Source organism: Petrotoga mexicana DSM 14811 (assembly GCF_002895565.1).
Classification (GTDB): Bacteria; Thermotogota; Thermotogae; order Petrotogales; family Petrotogaceae; genus Petrotoga; species Petrotoga mexicana.
Map to the genome: position 1 here is coordinate 185,882 of NZ_AZRN01000012.1, position 20,009 is coordinate 205,890.

20 protein-coding genes and 1 tRNA gene are annotated in these 20,009 nt (G+C 33.9%); 11 read left to right on the forward strand and 10 right to left on the reverse strand.

The genetic code is table 11. The annotated features are described in order from the left end of the window. Positions 1-4: 4 nt before the first annotated feature. The 3 genes from X927_RS04110 (at position 5) to X927_RS04120 (ending at position 2,470) form a co-directional block, all read left to right on the forward strand. Positions 5-1,003, forward strand: coding sequence for a hypothetical protein (locus X927_RS04110; RefSeq protein ID WP_103076830.1), 999 nt, complete (start codon positions 5-7; stop codon positions 1,001-1,003). After that, the gene (gene queA / locus X927_RS04115; RefSeq protein WP_103076831.1) at positions 996-2,021 is read left to right on the forward strand and encodes a tRNA preQ1(34) S-adenosylmethionine ribosyltransferase-isomerase QueA; all 1,026 of its coding nucleotides are present in this window, start codon (positions 996-998) and stop codon (positions 2,019-2,021) included. The genes X927_RS04110 and queA overlap by 8 nt, the downstream gene beginning before the upstream one ends. 74 nt (positions 2,022-2,095) lie before the next feature. Continuing rightward, positions 2,096-2,470, forward strand: a complete 375-nt coding sequence (locus X927_RS04120) for a flagellar protein FlaG (protein WP_103076832.1) — start codon at positions 2,096-2,098, stop codon at positions 2,468-2,470. Positions 2,471-2,473: 3 nt separating this feature from the next. Here X927_RS04120 and X927_RS04125 read toward each other — a convergent pair whose 3' ends face one another. Continuing rightward, complete coding sequence (locus X927_RS04125; RefSeq protein WP_103076833.1) at positions 2,474-3,379, reverse strand: tRNA dihydrouridine synthase; 906 nt, start codon at positions 3,377-3,379, stop codon at positions 2,474-2,476. 616 nt (positions 3,380-3,995) lie between these two features. Here X927_RS04125 and X927_RS04130 point away from each other — a divergent pair. The 4 genes from X927_RS04130 to X927_RS04140 all read left to right on the forward strand — a co-directional run bounded on the left by X927_RS04130 (position 3,996) and on the right by X927_RS04140 (position 7,590). After that, positions 3,996-5,267, forward strand: a complete 1,272-nt coding sequence (locus tag X927_RS04130) for an MFS transporter (RefSeq protein WP_103076834.1) — start codon at positions 3,996-3,998, stop codon at positions 5,265-5,267. A gap of 118 nt (positions 5,268-5,385) precedes the next feature. Beyond that, on the forward strand, positions 5,386-5,715 hold the full coding sequence (locus X927_RS10320; RefSeq protein ID WP_245855468.1) for an ATP-binding cassette domain-containing protein: 330 nt from the start codon (positions 5,386-5,388) through the stop codon (positions 5,713-5,715). Next, positions 5,716-5,877: a hypothetical protein gene (locus X927_RS10325; RefSeq protein WP_245855469.1), complete on the forward strand. Its 162-nt coding sequence runs from the start codon at positions 5,716-5,718 to the stop codon at positions 5,875-5,877. It abuts the gene before it with no gap. Between the two features lie 441 nt (positions 5,878-6,318). Continuing rightward, the gene (locus X927_RS04140; RefSeq protein ID WP_103076835.1) at positions 6,319-7,590 is read left to right on the forward strand and encodes an MFS transporter; all 1,272 of its coding nucleotides are present in this window, start codon (positions 6,319-6,321) and stop codon (positions 7,588-7,590) included. A 29-nt stretch (positions 7,591-7,619) separates the two neighbouring features. Here X927_RS04140 and X927_RS04145 read toward each other — a convergent pair whose 3' ends face one another. The 3 genes from X927_RS04145 to X927_RS04155 are packed head-to-tail and all read right to left on the reverse strand — an operon-like array spanning position 7,620 to position 9,923. After that, on the reverse strand, positions 7,620-7,943 hold the full coding sequence (locus tag X927_RS04145; RefSeq protein WP_103076836.1) for a NifB/NifX family molybdenum-iron cluster-binding protein: 324 nt from the start codon (positions 7,941-7,943) through the stop codon (positions 7,620-7,622). An 18-nt stretch (positions 7,944-7,961) separates the two neighbouring features. Continuing rightward, positions 7,962-8,819, reverse strand: a complete 858-nt coding sequence (locus X927_RS04150) for a damage-control phosphatase ARMT1 family protein (RefSeq protein ID WP_103076837.1) — start codon at positions 8,817-8,819, stop codon at positions 7,962-7,964. 39 nt (positions 8,820-8,858) lie between these two features. Next, positions 8,859-9,923 (reverse strand): ERCC4 domain-containing protein, encoded by a 1,065-nt coding sequence (locus X927_RS04155; RefSeq protein ID WP_103076838.1) that lies wholly within the window; start codon positions 9,921-9,923, stop codon positions 8,859-8,861. Between the two features lie 354 nt (positions 9,924-10,277). On the opposite strand from X927_RS04155, the gene fbp reads away from it, so the two are divergent. From fbp to X927_RS04170, 3 genes are all read left to right on the forward strand, one after another. Beyond that, positions 10,278-11,393, forward strand: a complete 1,116-nt coding sequence (fbp, locus tag X927_RS04160; protein ID WP_103076839.1) for a fructose-1,6-bisphosphate aldolase/phosphatase — start codon at positions 10,278-10,280, stop codon at positions 11,391-11,393. 172 nt (positions 11,394-11,565) lie between these two features. Beyond that, positions 11,566-12,804, forward strand: coding sequence for an MFS transporter (locus X927_RS04165; protein ID WP_103076840.1), 1,239 nt, complete (start codon positions 11,566-11,568; stop codon positions 12,802-12,804). Positions 12,805-12,852: 48 nt separating this feature from the next. Beyond that, positions 12,853-12,928, forward strand: a tRNA-Pro gene (locus X927_RS04170). A 34-nt stretch (positions 12,929-12,962) separates the two neighbouring features. Here X927_RS04170 and X927_RS04175 read toward each other — a convergent pair. From X927_RS04175 to X927_RS04200, 6 genes are all read right to left on the reverse strand, one after another. Next, positions 12,963-13,568, reverse strand: a complete 606-nt coding sequence (locus X927_RS04175) for an isochorismatase family protein (RefSeq protein WP_103076841.1) — start codon at positions 13,566-13,568, stop codon at positions 12,963-12,965. A 401-nt stretch (positions 13,569-13,969) separates the two neighbouring features. After that, the gene (locus X927_RS04180) at positions 13,970-14,515 is read right to left on the reverse strand and encodes a YdcF family protein (RefSeq protein ID WP_169925126.1); all 546 of its coding nucleotides are present in this window, start codon (positions 14,513-14,515) and stop codon (positions 13,970-13,972) included. A 205-nt stretch (positions 14,516-14,720) separates the two neighbouring features. Next, a complete protein-coding gene (locus X927_RS10460; RefSeq protein WP_103076843.1) occupies positions 14,721-15,134 on the reverse strand; it encodes a prepilin peptidase in 414 nt (137 codons plus the stop codon). A 60-nt stretch (positions 15,135-15,194) separates the two neighbouring features. Then, positions 15,195-16,271, reverse strand: a complete 1,077-nt coding sequence (locus X927_RS04190; protein WP_103076844.1) for a tetratricopeptide repeat protein — start codon at positions 16,269-16,271, stop codon at positions 15,195-15,197. A 241-nt stretch (positions 16,272-16,512) separates the two neighbouring features. Continuing rightward, positions 16,513-16,953 carry an Hsp20/alpha crystallin family protein gene (locus X927_RS04195; protein ID WP_103076845.1) on the reverse strand — a complete coding sequence of 147 codons (441 nt, stop codon included), beginning with the start codon at positions 16,951-16,953 and terminating at the stop codon, positions 16,513-16,515. 248 nt (positions 16,954-17,201) lie between these two features. Then, entirely contained in the window at positions 17,202-17,888 is a 687-nt protein-coding gene (locus X927_RS04200) for a CPBP family intramembrane glutamic endopeptidase (RefSeq protein WP_103076846.1), read from the reverse strand. 521 nt (positions 17,889-18,409) lie between these two features. Here X927_RS04200 and X927_RS04205 point away from each other — a divergent pair. Beyond that, positions 18,410-19,699, forward strand: coding sequence for an ArsB/NhaD family transporter (locus tag X927_RS04205; protein WP_103076847.1), 1,290 nt, complete (start codon positions 18,410-18,412; stop codon positions 19,697-19,699). Positions 19,700-20,009: the final 310 nt, after the last annotated feature.

Consider the following 20,009-nt stretch of genomic DNA (forward strand, 5'->3'; position numbering starts at 1 on the left):
TTTTGTGTCAATTCAAAGGATTTTTAACGTTATCTCAGAAAAAGATTACAAAGAACATAGCCAAAAAACTAGAAAAATAGTTGAAAAAGCTAATGCAATTCTCCGAAAACCGAGAGAATTAAACGAAAGAAAAATGTTTTGGATATACAGAGTTTTAGGAAAAGATGCCGAACTAAAAATACCGAAAAAACATATAAACGATTTTCAATTTCTGATAATGCATATTTTAAAAAAACCAAAAGAGAATAGATTCAATGATTTAAAAAGCTATTACAAGTTAAAAGAAGAAACGATCGAGAACCTGAAATTTTTACTTTTTCCTGATAAGTTTCCACCTGGTAGCTACAATGAAAAACTAAAAAAGTACGGGGTTGAGTTTTACAATCCTCAAGTTATATTGAAAAGATTGGATTTTAAAGATTTTATAGACTTATACGCACTAATAACATACATACCTTTAGATGTGAAAACTCCTTTTGTACAAGACCTCATAGACGAGATCCTAAGCATTGACCCTCTTGATACAAAGATCTCATTGTACAAAAAAATAAAAGAAATATTTAAAAGTTTAGGTTCTTACGAAAAACAGATGGTGGAACTTCATCTTAAAAACGTGTCTTACTACCATTATAGGCTTATGAGCAAAGGATCGATTAAAGGTGTTATTATCGATGGTAGTAACGTTGTAAGGTACAACGATCAAGAAAGTATAGTTAGATTGGTTGATTTATTGGATAATCTCTACATAGAAAATATGACGTTTTTCCCTGCAATAATAGTATTCGATAAAAACATTGAATACGTTTTAAAAAGCGAGGATGACAAGGACATTTTAAAAAAAATGTCCGAAAAAAAGAGGATTTACTTTGAATCACCTGCGGATGAATTGATCGTTCATTTTAGTAATAAACTTGGTTATTACATGATTTCACAGGATAAATATAATGAATATCAGTTTGATAAAGACAAATTATTGGAACTGCGGAGGTTTATCGATGAGTGAACAAAGTTTCGACTTAGAGCAATATAACTACGAATTACCTGAAGAGCTTATAGCCCAAGAACCTGTTGAACCAAGGGATAGCTGCAAGTTGATGGTGCTAAATAGAAGAGTAAAAAGTATCGAACACAAAGTTTTTAGGGATATAAAAAATTATTTACGACCTGGCGATTTGCTTGTTTTAAATAATACTAGAGTTATCCCTGCGAGATTATACGGTAAAAAGGAAACAGGTGCAAAAGTTGAAGTTTTACTTTTAGAAAAAAATGGAAACGATAAAACATGGAAAGCTTTGGTAAAGCCTGGTGGAAAGATAAAAAAAGGTAACAAACTTATCTTTGAAGACAATTTAGTTTGCTCGGTAGTAGAACATTTGGAAGATGGTTCTAGAATTTTAGAATTTGACGATCCAAACTTTTTTTCAAAATTGCCAAGAATTGGCGAAGTCCCTTTACCGCCTTACATAAAAAAACAGATTGACGATCCAGAAAAATATCAAACTACTTACGCAAAAAACAATGGTGCGGTGGCTGCACCAACCGCTGGTTTACATTTCACCCAGGAGTTAATAAAAGAGCTCACTGATTACGGCGTAAATTTCACTGAAGTTACGCTTCATGTCGGTTTAGGAACCTTTAGGCCCGTTAAAGAGCCAGACATTAGAAACCACCAAATACACGAAGAGTATTATACTGTATCAAAAAGTGTACTTCGAGATATAGTCAGAGCCAAAGCTAATGGTAAAAGGGTCATAGCCACAGGAACAACGGTTGTTAGAACGCTCGAAACTATTGCCAGAAATCCTGACAAACTCGCTGGTAGAACAGATCTATATATTTACCCACCATTTGAATTTAAAATAATTGATGCCATAATCACCAATTTTCATCTACCCAGATCTTCACTTCTTTTTCTTGTTTCAGCGTTTGCTGGTCGTGATTTTATAATGAACTCTTATGAAATTGCAAAAGAAAAGAAATATAGATTTTTTTCCTTTGGTGACGCCATGTTTATAATGTAATTTTTTAAATATTAAAGTTTATTAAATATCAGTCGATAAAAAAGTGAATAATAATTTCAAGGTCGGGTGATATTATGGGAATATCAAACATTGGGGGTAAAGAAGATTTTTCCATTAACAATCCTATAGCCAATAGACAGCACATTGAAATGGCGAATGCCAATCTGAAAAATCCTGAAAATTCAAACCAGCCGATTCAAAAAGAAGAGGTTATGCCAGACGAACTTGACAAAGTCACTAAAATAATTGAAGATAGATTAAAAAAGTTATCCAAAATATTCAGAGGAGAGGCGAAGTTTGAAATAGAAAGGGATTTGGATATTATTATTGTAAAAATTATAGATAAAGACAGCAAGGAAATTATAAGACAGATACCACCTGAAGTGTCCGTCAAACTTGCCAAAGCCCTAAACGATGTTCAAGGTATATTACTTGATGAGATAGCATAATTATTAATATTTTAATGTTGTATAAACCAATTCGGCGACATCATTATAAGTTAAAAGTAAATGCAACTTTCTTCTTACCTCCTTTGAGCCTTCAATACCAGAAAAGTATTTCATTAATACTTTTCTGAATTTTTTTACTGCATAAACCTCTGAACCATAGAACTCAATCGTAAGTTTCAAGTGTTCTAAACAAGTATCTATTCTCTCATCTAAAGTTGGATTATAATTATTCTTTGTGAATATCCAAGGGTTACCAATCGCGCCCCTTGCAACTAAAACAAAATCCGCACCATAATTCAACAAATAATCATCTATATCTTTTTTGCTGAACACATCACCGCTAGCCCCTAAAGGAATACGGATCTTCTCCTTTAACTTTTTTATTACTTCTCTATTTGCAATTCCACTGTACATTTGTGACCGAGTTCTACCATGAACAATAATATAATCAGAACCTGCTTCTTGGACTGTTTGAGCCACTTCTTCAATATTTATTTGATCGTATCCTAATCTTACCTTTACTCCTACGGGTAAATCAATACTCTTTTTAAGAGTAAAAACGATATCTCCCAATAATTTTGGATCTTTTAACAAAGCTGCCCCTGAACCTTTTTTCACAACTTTATTAACAGGGCAAGCAGCGTTTATATCGATCCAACTAGCTAAACTCTGGACAGCTTTAGCTGCTTCGACAAATTTTGTTGTGTCGTTGCCAAAAAGTTGCACGCCTATATTAGCCTCACCCTTTTGGGGATGCATTTTTTCAACCTTTTCATTTTCCCTTATTATGGAATCTACTGAAATCATTTCTGTAAAAGTAAAATCAGCCCCAAATCTTCTGCAAATTTCCCTAAAAGGGTAATCAGTATAATCCGCCATCGGAGCTAAACCAATTTGATTTTCTAACATCCACTTACTCCTCCCGAACCATATTCGTAATTTATTTTAGCTTTTTTCGTTAAACAGGTATATACACCAATTTTAAATCTCTATACAATAAGTAAATTCAAAAATTTTTAGTAAAAATATAAAAATTATTGAATTTTTTTACTTTTTTACTTGACAATTTTTATTTTATCTGTTATAATTTTTGTGAAATCTTCGAATTATGTTTAAAATAATTAAAGGGGGTTATAAAAATGTTGAGAAGACCACAGAAAAAAATTAAAAAGGTAGAATCTTATTACACGGCTTATGATTTACTATCTGATGAATTATGGCAGGTTTATCTCGAAAACATCAGAAAATTGTAAAAGTAAAAGAATATGGGTGGGCGAGCAGGAAATCCCACTCTCCCCTCCTTAAATGGGTGAGATGGGGAGCAGGAAACCCTTCTCCACCTTCCTTAAATGGGTGGGCAGCGGGGCGAAAGAACAAAAGAAACTTTTCCTTATGGGTGGGCTGCGGTGCGAAGGGGTAAAGATTCTCTTTCCTTATAGGGTGGGAAGCGGGGCGAAGGGGCGCTATTAAAGAAGTTTTAGAGTTTCTAAAGGCAATAAAAAAGATTAAAACAGGGGGAAATTCTATGACAAAAGTGCAAAAAAGAAACTTTTTGCTATACTCCACTGGTAGGCTTGTATCTTTAATAGGAAGTGGCGTACAATTGATTGCTTTACCACTGTATATTCTTGATCTTACAGGCTCTGGGACGCTTATGGGTACATTTACTTTTTTAAGCATGGTTCCAGGCTTGATTTTTTCACCGATAGCAGGGGTTTTAGGAGATCGAATGAATCGAAAGAAAATTATGGTGAATATGGACTATTTACGAGGTATAATTATACTTTTTATGGCATATTCAGCCTATCAAGGTTGGATGAACATCGCCTTTATCTTCACTGCCCAAGTATTTATTTCTATATTAGACAGTGTTTTCGGTGGCTCAACCGGTGCGATGCTTCCAGACTTGGTTCCTATTGAATTCCTCACAAAAGCTAATTCGGTAAATTCTTCAATAAATAGTGTTTCTAATATTTTAGGACCCATCCTCGGAGGAATCATATATGGATTTTGGGGAATCAAAGTTGTGTTTCTTATAAATGGAATTTCTTTCGTTATTTCTGCTATAAGCGAAATGTTTATTACTTACGTACCACATTTTGAAGGTAAGCAGAAAATATCTTTTAAATCCATGTTTTCAGACATCAAAGAAGGCTTAGTTTTTATAAGAGGAAGAAAGGGTTTGAAAGAACTGTTTTTGTTTGCAATGATTGCCAATTTTATAATGTCACCAATTTTTATGATTGTCTTTCCTTATGTATTAAGGCAAGAAATTGGATTTACGAGCGAACAGTATGGAATCACACAATCTTCTTTTACCTTAGGGATACTAATTGGCAGTATTTTAATTGGCACTATTTTTTATAAGAGTAATCCCAAAAAATCGATGACACTTGGTTTAATAGCAGAGGCAATTATGTTTTTCATTATCTCAACTTTATTTTTTCCACATGTTGTTACCAATTTTGGAGGTGCATCATGGACTTTATTAATAATTTTGTACATAAACCTTATGCTTATAGGCGTGTGTAATGCTTTTATAAATATACCTATTAATACCAACCTGCAAAAAATGACACCAACCAAAGTAAGATCTCGTGTTTTTACAGTTTTGGGGTTGATTTCTCAAGGAGCTATACCTGTTGGCTCGTTGATATTTGGCACTCTTTTAGATTTAATGAGGGGATATCAACTTACACTGTTTGCAAGCATAGCATCAGCTATTGTAACCATCCTCTTTTTAAAAATTGCACCAGAAGAAACCTTTAATCCCAAACCTGTTACTGAAGAAGTATAAAAGTCAAACCTTGATAAAATCAATTTATCATTTGTGGTTTAATGCTTTTATTAAAAACAGCGTGAATACTCTCCAGGTAAAAGAACACCCCGAAAGGGGTTCAAGGAAAAGATGAAAGATGGCTTTAAACACAAAACGAAGGGGTAATGAACCCTTATTCAACATGACGGTCAAAGAAAACATAATGTTGGATGATAAATTTACTGAAGAGGAATTCATGAAGGCGGTAAAGAAAGCGAAGGTAGACAAATTCATAGGGCTTTTAGATGAAGGATACGACACGGTAGTGGGAGAAAGGGGAAGTAAGTTATCTGATGGGCAAAGGCAGAGAGTAGCAATAGCAAGAGCATTGATAAGGGAACCAAAGGTATTGATATTGGATGAAGCAACGTCAGGGGTAGATTCACAAACTGAAGAAGAAATATTCGATGAATTGAAAGAATACTAGATGACTCTGATAATAATATCCCACAGATTATCGACGATAAGAAAAGCTGGCAAGGTGATATTATTGAAAGATGGGGAGATAAGAGGAGAAGGAGCACACGAAGAGTTACTAAAAAAATCCCACATTTACAAAGAAGTAATAGAAAGCCAGTTGGTTGTATGAAAGACTGATTAGCCATTATTTTCAAGAGAACCTAATTTCTGAAAAGACGCCCAACATGGGCGTTTTTCAAATATTGAATAATTAACCAAAATGCTCTTTGAAAATCTAGATAATTCTTAAAAAATTGAAAAGTAGTTAGAAATGAAGAATTTTTTGGAAAAAATACGCATGAAAGAAGTCAGTAACCCGTATTTGACAAGGAGCTTAAACGAGTTTGAAACACCTAAAAATATATGTTAAAATTATAATAATTATTTCCTTGTAAATTGAGCTTCGGGGAGAATTAGCGCGGGTCTCCTATTCCTTAAATGGGTGGGCAGCGGGGCGAAAGAACAGAAGAAACTTTTCCTTTTGGGTGGGCAGCGGGGCGAAGGGGCGCTATTAAAGAAGTTTTAGAGTTTCTAAAGGCAATAAAAAAGATCAAAACAGGGGGAAATTCTAATGACAAATGAGCAAAAAAGAAATTTTTTGTTATATTCCGCAGGTAGGCTTGTATCTTTAATAGGAACTGGTGTACAAATGATTGCTTTACCGCTTTATATTCTTGATCTTACCGGATCTGGAACCCTTATGGGTACATTTTCTCTTTTAAGCATGCTGCCAGGCTTGATTTTTTCACCGATAGCAGGGGTTTTGGGAGATCGAAGAAATCGAAAGAAAATTATGGTGAATTTGGATTATTTACGAGGGATAATTATACTTTTTATGGCATATTCAGCCTATCAAGGTTGGATGAACATCGCCTTTATCTTCACTGCCCAAGTATTTATTTCTATATTAGACAGTTTTTTTGGCGGCTCAACCGAGGCAATGTTTCCCGACTTAGTTCCTATTGATTTCCTCACCAAAGCTAATTCGGTAAATTCTTCAATAAATAGTGTTTCTAGAATTATAGGACCAATCCTTGGAGGAATCATATATGGATTTGGCGGAATAAAAGTTGTGTTTCTTATAAATGGAATTTCTTTCGTTATTTCTGCTATAAGCGAAATGTTTATTACTTACGTACCACATTTTGAAGGTAAGCAGAAAATATCTTTTAAATCCATGTTTTCAGACATCAAAGAGGGAGTAATTTTTATAAAGGGAAGAAAAGGTTTGAAAGAATTGCTTTTGTTTGTAATGATTGTCAATTTTTTATTGGCACCGATTCTTACGATTGTGCTCCCTTATGTATTAAGGCAAGAAATTGGATTTACGAGCGAACAGTATGGAATCACACAATCTTCTTTTACCGTGGGGATACTAATTGGCAGTATTTTAATTGGTACTATTTTTTCTAAAAATAATCCGAAAAAATCGGTGACACTCGGTTTAACAGTAGAGGCAATTATGTTATTCATCATTTCAGGTTTATTTTTTCCTAATATCGTTACCAAATTCGGAGGTGCATCATGGACCTTCTTAATAATTTTGTACATAAACCTTATGGTAATAGGCGTGAGCAATGCTTTTATAAATATACCTATTGATACCAACCTGCAAAGAATGACACCAACCAACGTAAGATCTCGTGTTTTTACGGTTGTGGGATTGATTGCTCAAGGAGCTGTACCTGTTGGTGCACAGATATATGGTATTCTTTTAGATTTAATAAGGGGATATCAAATTACACTGTTTGCAAGCATAGTATCAGTTATTGTAATTATTCTCTTTTTAAAAATTGCACCAGAAGAAACCTTTAATCCTAAACCTGTTAATGAAGAAGCGTGAAAATCGAACCTTGATAAAATCAATTTTTTTCAATTGTGGTCTAATGCTTTCACAATTTCCTTTTCGGCTTCTTGTATTGAGTCAGAGTTAATTATAAGGGGAGTATATCCCAATTCCATGATTACTTCTTTAGACTTTTTCCCCATGGACTTTGCTACCCAAACATTGCAATCCGAAAGGATTTTCATTATATCTTCAACTTCTGAATGTTTGTGCTGAGTAAAGTTCTCGTTTATTCTTTCCTCAATAAAATTCAGCATGCCATCCTCTAATTCATATATTCTATATTTTTCAGACATTCCAAAATGTGCTTTGTTTACACTGTTTCCTTTTATGCCTAATGCTATCTTCATAGTATCTCTCCTTATATTTTAGTAATATTTGAATACAAAATCGCCTGTTTTTAGACCACCGTTGAGCCGCTTTGCAATAACGTGACATTTGATTTTTAATAAATAGAAAATAGGCTTACTTTCATCCAATAATCCTTCTAAATTTCCTTGACCTTTACTGATTATAATATCAGCATTTGAAAATATTTGTAGAAACTCTTTACTTGCGTTTTTTAATACTATTCCAGGGGTATCACAGCCACTTGATATTAAAGAACAGTATCTATCAATTCCTATATTCTTTGCTTCTTTCATGGTGACATCGTTTAAAATGGGCTTGTCTCTGACCGCATAAGTAAGATTCACCTTATACTTTAATAACTCTTGAATGAGTAACTTATCAAAAACAGCTTCACCGGCATTATCGGCTATAATTAGTATACTGTTGGCATTAGATAATTGTTCTTTAAAAAAAGGGTAATCACTATGTGAAAACCCGTTTTCAATGGCTCTTTTGACGTTATCCTCTATATCAACGTTTAAGCTAACCCCCGCATCTATAGAATTTCCAACTGCTGACATTATCAAAGCCGATAATAATGGATCTTCTGAACTTTTAACTAACTTTTCTATAGTTGGATAGTATTGTTGAGCAGCTTTTATATTTTTTTCTTTGAATTCTAAATATATATCGTCCTTTCCTGCTTTTTGTTTTATATAATTCTGAATTCTAGTAACTATTTGAGGAGCAGAGTCATCATCGGTGATATCTGGGATCATTCGAGCATATTCATTCAAAATATCTCTAATAATTTTTCTGTCCTCACCGACTGCCATTCTACTTGCCTCGAGAACTTGTCTACATATACATGGAATACAATCATACTCAATTTTCAAATCATAAGACCTCCAACATTTTATTTTTTCTGAGTTAATTTATGTTTTTTTCCACACACTTTTTTTGCCTTTGCCAAAGTTTTCTATATAACCTTCTTCTCTGAGATCGCTCAATACCTTTCTGATTTTAGTATCAGAAGTTAATGGGAATTTTTTCCTAAGTTCATTTATAGTGAAAGTATCCTCAGTAGCTTCAAGTATTTCTCTTCTTATATCGTAGTATATACCCCCTGTAAAATCTTTTTTAGTTTCATATTTAGATGCCACTTCTGAAACAATAGTTGGGATGTTATCCTTTTCATGTGACATGACCGCTTGAAAGAACCGTAAAGTCCATTCATTTGCCAATTTCCTGTTTCCAGCAAATATTATTTGAAACCCAGGATGATAAGCAAAAATCTCAGCTAAAACTTTAGACAAATAGGATGGTGTGTACACCTTCAGCTTACTGGGATTCAAAAAATCGGAGTAATTTGCTTCAACAACGAAAGCAGAATGTTTGTATTTAGCTAATTCACCAAGCTTCATGTGCAGAAGAGGCAAATTCCCAATGTCTCCTATAAAATTGGTAAAGGTTTTTCTTTCAGCAACAGCTATTATGCCGCTTTCACTTAGTAAGGCATAATCGCCGGCTTTGAGCTGCGCTCTTTTAACGCTACAATTGGCAAATTTCCATGGATATCTTTCATTTATGTCGATCAATATATGAAGATGATGATTCCCTTTTGCTGTTAATTTAACTTTAGGGCGATGTTCTTTTAGTCCTTGTTCCGTTCTCCAAAATATCTGTTCGTATTCTCCTTCTTTATTTTTATACTTCTTTTTTAAAAAGAGAAAGTCGCATCTTTTGTTTTGCGCTCTGTCAAGAACTACCGACAACCTTTTTCCGTAGCGATTTATTGATATAATAGGAACTCTTTCAATCTCTTGGTAATTGCTCGATGGTTTTTCTGTGTCTCTCATGCAAAAGATATGCTTACCAGCACCTGGCCATTTGTCCTGGACGAATAGTGATAATATTATTTTTTCTCCTTTTCTGATAGTTACCCTGTAAGGGAATCTGTATTTTTCTGTTGATTCAAGAACCCATAAAAAAGAACCCATCGATCATTCACCTTTCTTACAAAAAAGAAAATACTCAGTATTTCTTTCTATGTCTAATTTTATAATATTTTTGAGTTTTTACAAAATTGATTTTCTTGTTTTTGAAAATTGTTCAATTTTTATGACAAATATGATTTCTATGAAATTTTTTTCATACTGCCCAGGATCGCCTCTAAAAAGTTATAATCAGCTATAAATAGGAATAATCGTCTTTGACTAAACAATTTTATTCACATATAATTAAATTGAAGGTTGGAAAAATATAGTTGGGGGAGCAGAGTGGTGGAGAATTACATAAAAAGTTTTTGAGTTCCTAAATATCCTTAATAAATTACTGGTGGAGGTGATAACAAGATGGGAAAAGTTACTGTAAGTTTAATTAAAGCAGATGTTGGAGGAATTCCAGGTCATTCAACTGTACATCCTAAACTTAAAGAAAAGGCCTCTGAGTGCTTACAGGAGGCAAAAGAAAACGGATTGTTGATAGATTACAGAGTTTTACACGTAGGTGATGATTTACAACTACTTATGAGTCATGGAAAGGGGATTGATTCTGAAGAAATTCATAAACTCGCTTGGGAAACTTTTGAAGCAGCAACCAAGATTGCGAAAGAGTTAAAGTTACACGGTGCCGGTCAAGATTTGCTATCAGATGCATTTAGCGGAAATATTAAAGGAATGGGGCCAGGCATAGCAGAAATGGAATTTACAGAACGAGGGTCTGAAACTTTAGTTGCATTTATGATGGATAAAACAGAACCAGGTTCTTTTAACTTCCCCATATACAAAATTTTTGCGGATCCATTCAATACTGCAGGATTGATTATTGATCCTTTGCTAATTGATGGATTTATATTTGAAGTGTGGAATATAAAAGAAAGGAAAAGAATTTTTCTCAAATGTCCAGAAGATTTATATCTTTTATTATCTTTGATAGGTGCAAAAAGCAAATATGTTATAAAAAGGGTTTTTCCCAAGGATTCTAGCCCTCTGCCTAAAGATGAACCCGTTGCAGTCATAAGCACAGAAAAGCTGTTCTTTATCGCTGAAAAATATGTGGGAAAGGACGATCCAGTTGCATTGGTTAGAGCACAATCAGGCTTACCGGCTTTGGGAGAGGTTTTAGAACCCTTTAGCGTACCTTATTTAGTCAGCGGCTGGATGCGTGGTTCACATAACGGCCCTTTAATGCCCGTTTCATTCAAAGACGCTCAATGTACACGGTTTGATGGACCACCTCGGGTAATTGCAGCAGGCTTTCAGATAAGTCACGGTAATTTTATCGGTCCTATAGATTTATTTGATGATCTTGCTTTTGACCTCTCTCGGAAAAAAGCTTTGGAATTAGCAGATTACATAAGGTTACAAGGTCCCTTCGAGCCACATAGGCTTCCACCTGAAGAGATGGAATATACTACCCTCCCAGGAGTATTAAAAAGGCTTGAAACAAGGTTTGAAGAATTGGAATAATAATTTCTCTTATGAGGTAACTCCCGAAGTAGAATGCGGGAGTTACTTTTTTATGCAAATTAATCAATAACTTTAAAAATTTTAATAAAACACTTGACTTTTTTAATGTTATATATTATAATCTTTGTAGGATATTTATTATTGTATTGAAAATCTTAAAGGAGGAGATAAAATGTCAAATTCAACCGGCGGGTTACAACTTTTAATAAAAAACCATAACTTTTTACTTTTGTTTTTCGGTAGGCTAGTATCCAGTGTCGGATCTGCTATTTTTATCATAGCTATTCTTTGGTCGGCTGCAGCTGAGATAGGCGGGGTAGGTGCAGTTAGTTCTGTTTTAAGTACTGTAGCTGTTACGAATATTATCTTTTCTCCTTTTGCAGGTGTTTGGGCAGATAGATGGAAAAAGAAAAATATCCTTGTGATAACAGATTTAATCAGTGGCGGAATCCTTATTTTACTGGGTATTTTCTTTGGAACATATTTTTATCAAATTTGGGTATTGATAATAACCATTTTTGGATTACAGATCTGTGGTACTTTATTCGGTCCTGCTTTGTTGTCTTTAATTCCGATTATGGTAAACGATAATGAGCTTTCTCAAGCTAACGCCATGATTTCAATGACAGATAGACTTTCTCAACTTATTGGGATGGCTATCGGCGGTGTGATTGTGTCTTTAGTGGGAATAAAATGGGCAATTTTAATCGATGGAATGACTTTTATTTTCTCGGCAGTCTCTGAAATGTTTATAAAAGCAGAAGAAAAAGGTAGAAAAGAAGAGGAAGTTAGGAAAACTGGTTTGGTTTTTTCGGATATAAAAGATGGTTTTAAAGTGATATGGTCCAATGTTCAACTTAAAGGGTTGATAACCTTAGAGACATTAGATGATTTTTTTGGAACCACTATATTCGTTTTCTTACCTGTGTTGGCTAGTGAGATACTGAAAGTAGGTCCTGGTGAGTATGGAATTATGCAAACGATGTTGGGAGCAGGCTCTTTTATTTCCGCCCTAGTTCTATCATCCGTTAAAGAGATAAAAATGAAGTACGTAGCACTAATGTTATCCTCAGTTTTGGCAGGAGTATTCCTGGCTTCTCTTGGTATAGTTAACAGTTATATTTACGTATTGATTGCTTTGTTGATGTTAGGTGTTATGACTGAGATAGGAAATATTAATGAAAATCTTTTGATTCAAAGAATTACCCCTGAAAACACAAGGGGACGAGTTTTTGCGTTGCGATCAACGATAGATAATTCGTTAAGGCCTTTTTCTTATGCTTTTGCAGGGATAATGGCAACATTTTTTTCATTGAAAAGTTTGTTCTTTGTGTTTGGAATAATAACTAGCATACTTGGAATATTTTACCTAGTGATACCCTATCAATTGAAAAAACAGAATGTTTCATAAAAATTTGACGTTCTTTCGAAAATATGATATAATTTTTTTGAAGTAAACCGGAGCGTAGCGCAGTTGGTAGCGCGTCAGCATGGGGTGTTGAAGGTCGCTGGTTCAAATCCAGTCGCTCCGACCAAGAATACGGGGTTGCTCCCCGTATTTTTTTAAATCTAGATCATTCTACCAAATTTTTCCTCAACGATTTCTTTAATATCCTTTTTGTTAACAGATTTTATATATTGGCTTACTGGGAATACCCTATATCCTCGTTTTAAGGCGTCTTCTATCGTTGCTATTACGCATACGTCTCCTGCTAAGCCTAAAACTACTAAATTTTCTATCTTATGCTTTCTCAGAAGTTCGTCTAATTCTGATTCAATTTTTCTTTCAATGTCTTTGTAAAATGCTGAATAGCTATCCCCATCTATTTCTATGCCTTTTTTTATAACGAAATCATAAGTATTTATAAATAGTTGATTCCCATAAGTACCTTTTATACAGTGAGGAGGCCATTTTTCAAAAGATATGTGATTTTCAGGGTGATCATCCATACTGGCAAAAATCTTAAAATTCTTCTCTTTCATTAAAGTCAAAAACTCGTTTAATTGATCTATCCACTCTTCATTTGTTCCAGTTACTGGAAGTTCGTTAGGACATCTTTCAGTAAATCCATTTTGACAATCAACACACAATATTGCAGTATTTGAAGGAGATAATTTCAATGTGTTCACTATATAATTGGTAAAATCGTAAGGTGTTTTGTTGTTTTCGAACATTTTTTAGCCTCCTTTGAAAGTTTGTTATATAGCGCCCCTTCGCCCCGCAGCCCGCCCATTTAAGTAAGGGACCTGCGGTCCCTAAACCCAGCGAGGGGTGGAGGGCTCCGCCCTGTGACCCTTTAAAGATCAAAATCTTGTTTCTAATATTTAATTAAAGGCCCTTCGCCCCGCAGCCCGCCCTTTTAAGGAAGGGACCTGCGGTCCCTTAGACCCGGCGGGGTGGAGGGCTCCGCCCTATAACCCTTTAAAGATCAAAATCTTGTTTCTAATATTTAATTAAAGGCCCTTCGCCCCGCAGCCCGCCCATTTAAGTAAGGGACCTGCGGTCCCTTAGACTCTGCAGTCAAACTTATAAGGATAAAAGAGTTTTCGTTCTGAAATCTTTCCTGCTCTAATTTTTACTCACTGATCTTTAATTTGACCAATCCCAAATATTCATGCCAAGCAGAAGAAGTTGCTTCTAGGAATCTCATATCCGGTAAGAAATCATACCATTTTAATTCTTCTCGGGAAATCTTATAATCTGTGGGAACGGGAATAACATCGATGTTTGTGTAACTTTCGAAATAATTCATAGCTCTTGTTAAATGTATTGCGCTGGTGACTAAATATATTCTTTGTACTTCATCGTCTTCCAATAGTTTAAGTGTAAATTCAGCATTTTGTTTTGTGTTTTTGGCAAGAGGTTCTACATATATATCGTTTGGTTTGACTCCCATTTTTAGCAATTCTTCTTTCATTATTTGAGCTTCTGGTATCTCCGTGCCTAGGAGTTTCCCGCCAGTTACAACTATAGGAGTCTGTAAATTTTTGTAAAGTAAGAATCCTTCATATACCCTTTTCATAGCGCTATCAGATAATTCTCCCGATCCTTCTCTTGGAGTTTCGGGAATTATTCCCCCTCCAAGTACAACGATTACCCCGTTTTCTTGAGTATTATCCAATTGAGAAACATCCACAGGCGGATATCTATTTTCCAATGGTAAAACGATTATTTTTGCAAACCATCCAGAAGAAAATACATAGATTACGATGCAAACCGTTAAAAGAGGAAAAGATAGTTTCTTCTTCCTTATTAACCAGATAATTAAAAATATGATGCCGAGTGAGATAAAAATACCTGGAATTTCTATAAAAGATGTGAAAATATCATAAAATATAATAAGCCCCCCTAAAAATATATAAAATGAATGTACTCAACATTACATAAAATCCTAATGGAACCTTATTGACTTTCTTTTTTGTGTTCGATAAAATAATTAGGATTATGCTGATAATTAATACTGGAAATATATAAATACCAATAAGAAGAGAGAGGACTGATAGAAATTTCACGTCTCCAAAACCCATTTTCCCATTTCGCCAATAATAAAAGGTAATTAAAAAAGTAATGATAGTAAAAATAAGATTAAAGTAATCAAAGTTGAGTAATGCAATTGCCAAAATAACTACTATTCCTAGATCAGGAATGATAAAGGTGAAATAATCATATAACCCTATATACAAAAGACTATTAGCAAAAAGCAAATTTTGCCAGTTAAAAGAGGTAATTATGACAAACATATTTACAACTATATAAGATAAAACGATAATTAAGACCTTTTTATTTTTTTTCAGTTTTTTTTACACCTTTTCTATTACTTCCAGTTCTTCTTTGGTCAAATTTTTATTCAGGATTTCTTCAAGTCCATAGATGTACCACATGTATTTATCTTTTACTTCTTGGTATATACTTTTGGCTTCATCGAATCTCTTAACTTTTAAATAGGGGATAACCAGTAGCAATTTAAAGTGTTCATTTTCTTTATCTTGGTCTATATATTTTTCTAAAAAGTTTTGAACTTCTTTATATTTACCATTTTCAAACATTACTTTTGCCCAAACTTCTATGTCGGTTGAATATTCAGGTGTTGTATTGAGAATTTCCTCTTTGAGTTCATTTGCTTCTGTAGTTCTTGATAATTTTTCATAAATAGTACATAACTCATATTTACCCAATATACTGTTCGGGAATCTATTAAGGAATTTTTCTAAAACGTGGGCGGCTTTTTCATAATTTCCTTTTTGCATGTAAGCATCTGAAATCATGAAGTAGGTTACATAATTGTTAGGAGAGAGTTCTAACTCTTTCTTCCAAATAACAGCTGCTTTTTCGTATTCGCCTAAATTAAAGTATAATTCTCCTAATTCAGACAAAGCAGCTATATTCCAAGGATCTAATTTAACGGCTTTTTCTAAATACTCTTCTCCCTCTTCCATTTCTCCTTTTTCTACTAAAACTGAGCCCATTAATTCATAGGCAGGAGCGAAACTAGGATCAATTTTGAGTATAAAATCAACGACATCTTTCACAAAGTCAAAGTTCTTTTTATCGGCTTCCAATAAAACTGTATCGAATAATCCATTCAAGGAAATATGTACTAAGTCGGAGTAATTGATTTGGAACTCAGAAAAATAGGCTAAAAATTCGGAAAGGACGAAAGGATAAATCACAAAGTTGGAGGTTAAACCTGGTAAGTGTTCAACAAGTTTTTCGATTTTCTTTGCTTCTTCAATAAATTTTGAGTTATTTTTTAAATCAGCTTTCATTAACTCAAAATCTCCTTCGTACAAGAACTCACAAAGCAAGATTGGAAAAGGAGTTAAATCAGTGATTTCGATCTCTTCTTCTCCAATGTTAAACTTTACTATATGCTCCATGGGTATCTCCTCCTCTTTTAGTTGGGTGTTGTTCCTATTACTTTTTATTATACCATAATTAAGAATTATTAAGAAAATTTATTTACATTTTTTTGTATTTATGATTATTAAAAAGATAAAATAATGCTCTAATTGTGGAAATGACTAAAATTTCTTAAGAACTTGTAAAGAATAACTTTAAAATTACTCTGTAAAATTATAAAAAGCAGGCTTACGCCTGCCTTTTCAATTATTATCATTTCTATTGAATTTTTATCTCTTTTCCTTCACCTTTAGCTGTCTCAACTTTTGGTATAGTTAACTTTAAAACTCCATTTTCATATTCAGCTTTGATTTTGTCTTTGTCAACGTACTCTGGAAGTCTTATAGTTCGTTCAATCCTACCAAAATATCTTTCTCTCCTATATACGTTACCTCTTCTTACTTCATCGGATTCTTTCTTTTCTGCGGATATAGTTAATAGATCGTTGTTCAATTTAACTTTTATATCTTTTTTGTTTAAACCAGGTAATTCACACTCTACGATGTAATCTTCGTCAGTTTCATAAACATCCATCTCGCCCCGAGAGGTCGTTCCAAAAGGCAATGATCTAAAGAAATCTTCAAACTCTCTGTTGAAAAAATCAAACGGAGATAACAAATCTTCTCTGTCATCTCTATCGTCTCTTCTTCTTTCTAACATTTGTCATCGCCTCCTTTTTTATTGCTTTTTTCCCATCATTAGAAATTTAAAAACTTGTTTTAGCGCTCCTTTGCCCAGCTCCCCATCCTTATTTTTGTCTATTATTGTTTTCATTATAATTATATATCAGAAAAAATGATTTTGTCAAGAGTGTTTTTGAAAAATGGTAATGATTGTTTTTGATTGACAATAAAAGATTTTTATTGTTATTAAATTTAATAATAATAAAAAATTTAATCACTTGTTATCTATAAGTGATAATTATTTAGGGATCGCTTCTTTAAGATAATTAAATAAGTTAGAGTTAGTCCATCTGAAAAGGTATGAATTAGGATAGGATAGATCAAACTATTTGAAATTTGAAAGGTGTATCCTAAAATCGATCCCATTATGATCCTTCCTGGCAAAAGATTTAAGAATTGCTTTAAGTTTTCCCTACCAAAGAAGAGATTGTTTAAATGGGCAAAAACAAAAATTATTGTTGCTATGATCGTAGCATATTCAATAGAAAAAATTGAACCTGGTAAAAACATTTTTAAATTTCCTTGGATAAATCCTCTATAAAATAATTCTTCGGCAGGGCCTACAACCAACCAAACATGTAATAACATAACTTTATTGTTTTGAAAACTTCCGTAGGGAATCTTCATTAGGTCAGAAAGAGACATCTTTTTCATACTAACTAAAGATCCCAATATTAAAATAAAAGAAATTAGAAGCATAAACAGTCCTTTTTTAAAATTTCCCACTTGAAATCCAGCCTGCTGGAAGTTTATTGGTGAAAGATAAATAAGAAGGATAGAAATCCCGATACTGAATATTCCTAAAATTAAATTTCCCAAATAAATACCTTTTCTTTTTAGAAAAAATCGACCTATTGCATATATTAGTAAATAGTAGATAACAACTAAGATGATAAATTTACTAAAGAGCATATATTCACCAACCTCTGTGTTAGCGCCCCTTCGCCCCGCTCCCCACCCTTTTAAGGAAAGGGACCTGCGGTCCCTTAGACCCGCTCTCTACCCTTCTGAGGAAGGGACCTGCGGTCCCTTAAACCGGAGGGGAGGGCTCCGCCCTGTGACCCTTTTAAGATTAAAAGCTTGATTCTAATTTTTAATTTAAAGGCCCTGTATCTTACTCCTCATTCTTCTAAGGAAGGGACCTGCGGTCCCTTAGACCCACCGAAGGTGTGGAGGGCTCCGCCCTGTGACCCTTTAAAGATCAAAAGCTTATTTTTGAAAACGCTCCCCACCCCAAATGTCTGTATCTTTAATTTAATTATACAATATTAGTATGCTTAATTTTGATCAATATGATTAACAGTTGCTATAGGAATTAAAAGGAAATTTTGATTTATTTGACTTTAGATTTTTTTTAAACTATAATTGGTTGGGGATATTAAATCCTTTCAGAACAGTTGTAAAAAAGAATAGTTCCGTTTCGGAGGAATTAGATGTCAATATATGCTTTAACATCCTTAATAGTCTTCATAATAGTTGTTGTAGGAATGGTTTTTCAGAAAATAGATAGAACGCTTATTGCTATGTTGGGGGCTATTTTTCTATTAGGGGTAGGTGTGTTCCCTAATCAAATTGGTGCAATAAAAGAGTATGTAGATTATAACACCCTCTTATTGTTGCTTGGAATGATGGTGTTTGTTGAAACTTTAAGAAAAACTGGTATATTTACATTCTTAGGCCTCTCTATGTTGAGATTGTTCGGAAATAACACGTATACTTTATTCATCTCTCTAATTTTTTTGGTTGCTTTATTTTCTGGATTTATCGACAACGTTACGACTGTTTTAGTTTTTATTCCAATGACTTTTGCTATTACTGATTCTTTAAATATTAATTATCTACCTTTTGTTTTAGGAGAAATTTTTGCATCGAATATTGGAGGAATGGCAACTATAATTGGTGATCCTCCTAATATAATGATAGCTTCAGCCGCAGGATTTTCTTTTTCAGAATTCGCTTTGGTTATGTACCCAATTGCATTAATAAATCTGGTGTTCATGGATATCCTCTTTATATTCATTTTTAAAAAAGATCTTCAAATCAAATTTGACAAAGATACTATAAAAAGTTTTGATACTTCTCATTTAATTGAAGATAAAAGAAGTTTTTTCCTTTCTATAATCCTTTTTGTAACAGTAATAATTGCTTTTTCGGCTCAACACTTTTTAGGTTTGGAGAGTTCTACTATCGCCATAATAGCAGGGTTCTTTTCTTTACTAATACTAGCACCAAATCAGGTGAGGGATACTTTGAATGAAGTTGAATGGGAAAGCCTTTTGTTCTTTTTTGGTTTATTTCTCATTACAGGGGCGATGGAAGAAACAGGATTGATAGCTGATTTATCCAATGTCATGGTAAAAGTTGCAGGCAATTCAGTAAAATCTTTCTCTATGTTTATTTTACCTGTTGCTAGCTTAATTTCGGGATTCATTGATAATATTCCTTTTACAGCTACTATGATTCCCGTTGTTCAACATTTACAAGTAGTGCAACCCGGTATTTTTAGTGATTTGAGCCCTGTGTGGTATTCCCTCGCAATGGGAGCATGTTTGGGTGGAAATGCAACTTCAATTGGTGCATCTGCAAATATTATTGGACTGGCAATGCTCACGCAGTTTAAGAATAAAACTATCTTGTTCAAAGATTTTGCTAAATACGGATTATTACTTGTATTAGGAAATGTAGTTATCTCAGAAATATATCTATTATTATTGTTTTTCTAGAGACTTTAGGGCGTATTACAAAGTGAACCCACATTCACACTTTCCTTAGAGGGTGGGGAGTAAGGTCGAGGCGTTCTAACAAAGGCCCAACACGACTTACAAGAAAACTATTCAAACAATTAATCTAAAGAAATGGTTTTAAAAAGGGTCACAGGGCGGAGCCCTCCCCTCGGTTTAAGGGACCGCAGGTCCCTATTTAGAGGGTGGGGAGCGGGGTGAAGGGTCCAGAGCTCTTTCCTTAGAGGGTGGGGAGCGGGGCAACGGGGCGCTATGAATAAAGATTCTTAAGACAGTAGTCAATAATACTAAA